Annotated in this window: 5 protein-coding genes and 1 pseudogene; 4 read left to right on the top strand and 2 right to left on the bottom strand. The window is 75.5% G+C overall.

What is annotated here, in order from left to right; translation table 11 throughout:
• Positions 1–735 (bottom strand): annotated as a pseudogene (locus OO57_RS47250) (carbohydrate-binding protein); the annotation flags it as partial.
• Positions 736–969: 234 nt separating this feature from the next.
• Between OO57_RS47250 and OO57_RS30015 the strand changes: the two are divergent.
• The 4 genes from OO57_RS30015 to OO57_RS39950 all read left to right on the top strand — a co-directional run bounded on the left by OO57_RS30015 (position 970) and on the right by OO57_RS39950 (position 5,264).
• On the top strand, positions 970–1,734 hold the full coding sequence (locus OO57_RS30015) for an enoyl-CoA hydratase family protein (RefSeq protein ID WP_033255857.1): 765 nt from the start codon (positions 970–972) through the stop codon (positions 1,732–1,734).
• A gap of 148 nt (positions 1,735–1,882) precedes the next feature.
• A complete protein-coding gene (locus OO57_RS30010; RefSeq protein ID WP_051778431.1) occupies positions 1,883–2,653 on the top strand; it encodes an acyltransferase in 771 nt (256 codons plus the stop codon).
• Between the two features lie 55 nt (positions 2,654–2,708).
• Entirely contained in the window at positions 2,709–4,316 is a 1,608-nt protein-coding gene (locus OO57_RS30005) for an SMI1/KNR4 family protein (protein ID WP_051778430.1), read from the top strand.
• A gap of 303 nt (positions 4,317–4,619) precedes the next feature.
• Positions 4,620–5,264 (top strand): hypothetical protein, encoded by a 645-nt coding sequence (locus tag OO57_RS39950; protein ID WP_158715274.1) that lies wholly within the window; start codon positions 4,620–4,622, stop codon positions 5,262–5,264.
• 122 nt (positions 5,265–5,386) lie between these two features.
• Here the strand turns inward: OO57_RS39950 and OO57_RS29995 are convergent, their stop codons facing one another.
• Positions 5,387–6,628, bottom strand: a complete 1,242-nt coding sequence (locus OO57_RS29995; RefSeq protein ID WP_033255856.1) for an MFS transporter — start codon at positions 6,626–6,628, stop codon at positions 5,387–5,389.
• Positions 6,629–6,644 lie beyond the last annotated feature (16 nt).

Here is a 6,644-nt window from a genome sequence, read left to right as displayed (position 1 = left end):
GCGCGTCGCCCGCCGCCTTGTAGTTGAAGTTCCAGCTGAGCTGGATCGGGCCGCGGCCGTAGTACGCGGCCTGTAGGCCTTCAGCGCCGCGACCAGGCCGGAGTAGGTGTAGAAGGAGTTCCGGTTCGGGAACATCTGGTTGAACTGGGCCTCGGAGACCACGAACCCGCCCGGGTTGGGGGTGGTCGAGGAGGAGGTCGGGCTCGGGCTCGGGGTGTCCGTGCCGCAGGTGGTCGGGCTCCAGTACCAGGTGGAGACGGTCGGGTCGTAGCCCGGGTTGTCGTGGGTGGCGACGTAGAACTTCCCGTTGGGCACGTACTTCACGACGGTGCCGGTGGCGTACTGGGTGCCGGCCACCCAGATCGAGAGCTCGCACGCCCGCGGGGTGGAGCTCGGGCCGGTGCTGGTGCCGGTCGAGGTGCTCGGGGTCGGGCTGCTGCCGCCGCCGCAGGCGCCCTGGTCGGCCCAGACGCCGGAGCCGCCGGTGCTCGGCGCCTCGCCCTGGGTCCACCACTTGGCGTTCCAGTTGTGCCCGTTGTACGAGGCGGACGTGCCGCCGGTGTACACCTGGGTCGCCGAGTACGGGGTGGTGCAGGCGGTCGCGGCGGTCGAGGTGGTGGGCACCATGACGGCCAGGCCGGTCGCGGCCAGCGCGCCGGTCAGCAGCGCGGCGACCTTGCCGCGGCCGGCGCGGGCGCGGTGCGCCGGCCGGTGGGTGGTGCGGGTGTGGGACATTCGGCCACTCCTTGTGGGGGAACGAGCGGTGCGGCAGCACTCAAGCGACCTTGTCCGTTAAGTGTCAATAGGTCTAGACCTTAAGGGAATTGAGGACGTGTGCGGAGCGTCGCGCGGCGCGGCGGGGCGGACGTCGCCCGGAAGATCGGGTACTGGTCAGTAGGGCCGCCGTGTGCCAGGGTGCAGACGACGCCCCGTCCGACCCACCCTCAGCCGGAAGGCAGGCCAGGCCCGATGACCCCCGAAGCCCCCCTCGTCCGCTCCACCACCGCCGACGCCGTCACCACCCTCGAACTCGACTCCCCGCACAACCGCAACGCCCTCTCCACCCGGCTGATGGCCGAACTCACCGCCCGCCTCGCCGACGCCGCCGCCGACCCCGAGGTCCGCGCCGTCGTCCTCGGCCACACCGGCCGGGTCTTCTGCGCGGGCGCCGACCTCTCCGAGGCCACCGGCGACGACCCCACCGTCGGACCGCGCGGCCTGGTCGCCCTCCAGCGCGCGATCGTCGACTGCCCCAAGCCCGTCATCGCCCTGGTCGACGGCCACGTCCGGGCCGGCGGGCTCGGCCTGGTCGGCTCCTGCGACCTCGCCGTCGCCGGGCCCGACTCCACCTTCGCCTTCACCGAGTCCCGCCTCGGCCTCGCCCCCGCCGTCATCTCGCTGCCGCTGCGCCCCAAGCTCGACCCGCGCGCCGCCGCCCGCTACTACCTCACCGGCGAGACCTTCGACTCCACCGAGGCCGCCCGGATCGGCCTGGTCACCGAGGCCGCCGACGACTCCGCCGCCGCGCTGCGCACCGTCCTGGACGCGATCCGGCTCTGCTCGCCGCAGGGCCTGGCCGAGTCCAAGCTGCTCGCCAACGCCGCCGTCCGGGAGTCCTTCGAGCGGCACACCGAGGAGTTGGTCGCGCTGTCGGCGAAGCTGTTCGGCTCCGAGGAGGCGCAGGAGGGCATGCGGGCCTTCCTGGCCAAGCGGCCCGCGCGCTGGGTGCGCTGAGCGGCGGGGCACCGAGCGGCGGGGCGCTGCAACGGCGGGGCGCTGCAACGGCGGTGCGCTGACCTCGGCTTTCGGCGGAAGTTACCGGCCGGTGTGAGTTTGGTCCCGTTGCGGGCCGCGGGGGCGCACCGGCCGCTACCGTGAGCGCATGTCGATCGTCCGCAGGCTGCTCGGCCCGGTCCGCGAGCACGCGCGCCGGGCCGCCGGGCGCGCCGTGCACCACGGCTGGCGCTGGGCCCAGGACGCCGGGGCGGTCAGCAACCGCAACCCCGGCCCGTACCGGTTCGGCGAGCTCGGCGACGGCACCAAGCTGGCCTTCCCGCTCGGCACCGTCTTCAACGAGCGCTGGATCACCATCGGCCCGTTCTCCATCATCGGCGAACGCGTCACCCTGTCGGCCGGGTTCCTGCCCGGGCTCGACCTCGGCCCCGAACCGATCGTCCGGATCGGCGGCGGCTGCGTGATCGGCCGCGGCAGCCACATCGTCGGCCACCAGCGGATCGAACTCGGCGACGACGTGTGGACCGGCCCCGACGTCTACATCACCGACCAGGCCCACGAGTACCGCGACACCGCGCTGCCGATCGGCAAGCAGTGGCCCCGCAACGAGCCCGTCTCGATCGGTGCGGGCTCCTGGATCGGCACCGGCGCGGTCATCCTGCCCGGCGCCCGGATCGGCCGCAACGTCGTGGTCGCCGCCAACTCCGTGGTCGCCGGGGAGGTCCCCGACTACGCCGTGGTCGCCGGAGCCCCCGCCCGCCAGGTCCGCACCTGGGACCCGGAGCAGGGCTGGCAGCCCCCCATCCGCCACGACCCGCCCCGCCCCGTCCCCGACGGCGTCACCGCCGAACAGCTCCGCGCCCTGGTCGGCTGGGACCTCCGCCTGCCCGGCGAGGACGGGCGGCCCCCCGCGCCGTAGCCCCGCCCGTGCCTCTGCGAGCATCCCCCCGTACGCGGACGACGGAGGGAACCCGATGGTGGAGCGGCTCGAACGGGACGTGCGGGCGATCCTCGCCCGGCTGGCGCGCAGCGCCCCCGAGGGGTGGACGGAGCTGCGCCTGGAGACGGTCGACAGCCGCTACGGGCCCGGCACGTACGGCAGGTGGACGCTGCCGGACGGCAGTCGGCACGGCCTCCGGCCCGACCCGGCGGACCTCGACGCCCTCGCCGCGGCGATCGCCGCCGAGCGCGGCTGGCCGCGCGCCCGGCTGCACCTGACGCACGACCCGGCCGGGCCGTACACCCTCACCGCGACGCCGGAGCCCCGCGCCACCGAGGGCCGCCTGCTGGTCCTCGACCCCGACCACGTCCCTCCCGCCCCCGGCCCCGCCCAGCCCGGCTCCGTCCTGCCCCCGGCCGGGGACGCGGAGCGGGCCGTCGCGCTGCTGGCCGAGTACCGGCGGCGGGTCACCGAACTGACCGGCCACGAGCGGCCGTTGGACCCGCCGCTGACGTCCGGGCAGATCGCGGAGGCCGAACGCCGTCTCGGCCACCGGCTGCCCGACGACCTGCGGGCGCTCTACCGGGTCGCGAACGGCAGCGACGTCATGGCGAACGGCCTGTGGCTCGGTTACCTGCGCTGGCTGCCGCTCGACGAGGTGGTCCGGGCCCACGCCGACTGGACGCAGTACCCGCACCGCCCCGACCACGCCCGGCCGGACGAGACCTGCGTCATGCACGAGCCCGGGCCGCTCGACACCGTCCGCCGCTGCCTGAACCACCCCGGCTGGATCCCCTTCGCCACCGCCGACGACGGCAACTACCACGCGGTCGACCTCGCCCCGGCCGAGCACGGCCGCCCCGGCCAGGTCATCGAGAGCGGCCGGGACTTCCACGACGGCCCGCTGTACGTCGCCGACTCCGTCACCTCGCTGCTGGCCGCCTGGTTGGACCTGATCGACCGGGGCGCCTACGAGATCGAGGACGCCCCCGAGGACGGCGAGGAGATCGACCCCGACTACCCGCCCGGCCTGGAGGTCACCGAATCCGTCCGCCCGCGGAACGTCGAGCGCTCCGCCCTCGGCCCCGGCCTGCCCGCCGCCGTCGCGCCCACCCTGCTGGAGGTGACCGCCGACGGCGGGATCGACGAGGGCCCGCTCGACCTCGCGCCGCTCGCCGCCGCCCCCGGCCTGCGGGTGCTCCGGGTCCACTCCCGCACCGTCACCGGCCTCGGCACGCTGCGCCCGCTGCCGGTGGAGCTGCTGCGGGCCGGGCTGGACGGGGAGGGGCTGGCCCCGCTGGCGGGCCACCCGCAGCTCGGCGCGCTCGACCTGGCCTGCGCGGGCCCGCTCGACCTCGCGCCGCTGCGCACCCTGCCCGCGCTGTGGTGGCTGGACCTGTCGCGGTGCGCGGTGCAGGACCTGGGCGTGCTGCGGGAGTTGGACGGGCTGCGCTACCTCGCGCTGACGGGCGCGCAGTGGACGGAGCTGCTGGCGCGCGGCGCGCTGCCGCCCGCCCTCGCCGTCGCCCGGCTCGCGGACGGCCCGGGCACCGCGGCAGAACTCAGGACGTGGGCCGACCGGTTCGGCCCCGCGGCGGGTGAGGCGTGTCACGTCAACGGGACGCTGGTGGTGGGCGGCTGACGGGGGGACGGCCGGGGCGGGCGGGCGACTCCCGTCGCGGTGACGGGAGTTGACGGGGTGTCGGGGCGGACGGGTGGGCGGATTGCGGGGATTCGCCGGAGGTCGCGCCCGGTGCAACGACTGTCACAGCTGCGCAACGGAGGCAACCGGGCGGGCCGGACCGGCGTGGTGGGCTCTGTCGGATCGGGCAGGATGTCCGTCCGATGGATCTTGGAAGTGAAGGTCGAGCCGCGGGGGCGTCGACGAAAACACGGCCGGATCCGCCCTACCCACCCGTCTGTCAGATCCTGGGGGATTCGCGTCATGCGTCTCAGTCGTTTCACCGTGGCCGCCGTCCTGGCCGCCTCCGCCCTCGCCCTCACCGCCTGCGACCCGGACGACCCGTCCTCCGACACCGCCGCCTCCGCCCCGGCCGCCACCGCCTCCGCGGCCGCCACCGCGACCGGGGGTGCCACCGCGACCGGGGGTGCCACCGGGGGCGCCGCGGCCAGCCCGAAGCCGACCGCCAGCCGGAAGCCGGCCGCCAGCCCGGGAAAGTCCACCGCCGCGGCCACCGGAAAGGCCGGGGAGCCGAGCGCTGACTGCGCCGCGGGCGCCGACGACGTCAAGGTCATCGAGGTCACCGAGAACGCCTACTCGACGCACCTGTGGGTACGGGCCCGGGCCACCAGGTTCGTCTGCGGCCCCGACGTCCCCAACGACGGCTACTGGGAGCCCCAGGGCGAGCCCCGGGTCTACGAGTTCGACGGGGAGTCGAAGAGCTACCTGCTGAACGACGAACTGAAGCTCCAGGAAGCCGACCCGATCACCTTCATGAAGGTCGTGGACTCCTGCCTGCACGCCGCCGACCAGGCCGCCGCGCCGTACCGCTGCTACGGCAACCAGTACGAGGTGAAGCTCGATGCGCAGGGCAAGGTGACCCTGATCAACCAGCTGTACCACCCGTGACGAGCTGCCGTCCGTGAGAGCGGACGGCGAGACGGCGGCCTGGGCGCGTGGGGGCGTCCGGGCCGCCGTCGTCGTCGTGCGGGCGGAGTCGGTCAGGCGGGGTCGTGCGGGCGGACGGGCCGTCAGGCCGCGCGGTGGCGGCGGACGGTGAGGGCGAGCAGGCCGGCCAGCGCGGAGCTGGCGGCGACGGTGAGCAGGGCGGCGGGCAGCGAGAGGGCGTCGGCCAGGAAGCCGATCACCGGCGGGCCGACCAGCATGCCCGCGTAGCCGAGGGTGGAGGCGGTGGCCACGCCCTGCGGCCCGGCGGCCGCCCCGGCCTGGGCGATCGCCAGCGGGAAGACGTTGGCCAGGCCGAGGCCGACCAGGACGAAGCCCGCCAGCACCAGCGGCACGGACGGCGCCAGGGCCGCGGTCGCCATGCCCGCGCAGGCGGTCAGGCCGCCCAGCAGCATCACCCTGGTCTGGCCGAGCCGTTCGGAGAGCCAGGTGCCGGAGAGCCGTCCCGCCGTCATCGCGAAGGCGAAGGAGGCGTACCCGGCGGCGGCGGTGGCGCCGCTGGCGTGCACGTCGTCGGTCAGGTGCAGGGTCGCCCAGTCCGCCAGGGCGCCCTCGCCGTACGCGGTGCACAGGGCGGTCAGGCCGAGCAGCACCACCAGCAGCCGGGCGTGCCGGGACGGGCGGGCGGCGGGGGTCTGGGCGGCGGCGGGAGCGGTGGCGGCGGGGCGGGGGAGGGCGGCCGGGGCGCGCAGCAGGGCGGTGCCCGCGGCGGCGGTCACGGCGAGGCCGGCCGCGGCGGCCGCGGCCAGCGCCCAGGAGGTGCTGATCCGGCCCGCGAGCAGGCCGCCGACCGCGGCGCCGAGCAGGCCGCCGAGGCTGTAGCCCGCGTGGAAGCTCGGCATGACGGGCCGTCGGAGCTCGGCGACCAGGTCGACCGCGGCGCTGTTCATCGCCACGTTGGCCGCGCCGTAGCCCGCGCCGAACAGCAGCAGCACCGCGCCGAGCGCGAGCACCGAGTGGGTGTGCGCGGGCAGCGCCGCGGCCAGCGAGAACACGGCGACCGAGGCGATGGTGACCCGGCGCGAGCCGTACCGCAGGCACAGCCGTCCGACCAGGGCCATGGTGGCGACCGCGCCCGCCGAGATGCACAGCAGGGCCAGGCCCAGCGCGCTGTGCGAGGCGGAGACCTGGGCGCGGACGTCCGGGATCCGGACCACCCAGGAGGCGAACAGGAAGCCGTCGACGGTGAAGAAGGCGGTGAGGGCGAGGCGTGCCGCCGACCAGGAGGAGCTGCGGCCGGACGGGGAGTTCGAAGGGGCAGCGGAGAGGAGGGAGGAGCGGGCTTCGGTTTTGTTCAGTAGCGGCACAAAGTCAGAATAGGGG

It is taken from the genome of Kitasatospora phosalacinea (genome assembly GCF_000717185.1).
GTDB classification, from domain to species: domain Bacteria; phylum Actinomycetota; class Actinomycetes; order Streptomycetales; family Streptomycetaceae; genus Kitasatospora; species Kitasatospora phosalacinea_A.
Note: the sequence above shows the minus strand (reverse complement) of the source record. Positions and strands in the feature narration are given on the sequence as shown.

Coding starts and splice junctions, on each gene's coding strand:
- OO57_RS30015 (WP_033255857.1), top strand. CDS start 970: ATGACCCCCGAAGCCCCCCTCGTCCGCTCCACCACCGCCGACGCCGTC.
- OO57_RS30010 (WP_051778431.1), top strand. CDS start 1,883: ATGTCGATCGTCCGCAGGCTGCTCGGCCCGGTCCGCGAGCACGCGCGC.
- OO57_RS30005 (WP_051778430.1), top strand. CDS start 2,709: ATGGTGGAGCGGCTCGAACGGGACGTGCGGGCGATCCTCGCCCGGCTG.
- OO57_RS39950 (WP_158715274.1), top strand. CDS start 4,620: ATGCGTCTCAGTCGTTTCACCGTGGCCGCCGTCCTGGCCGCCTCCGCC.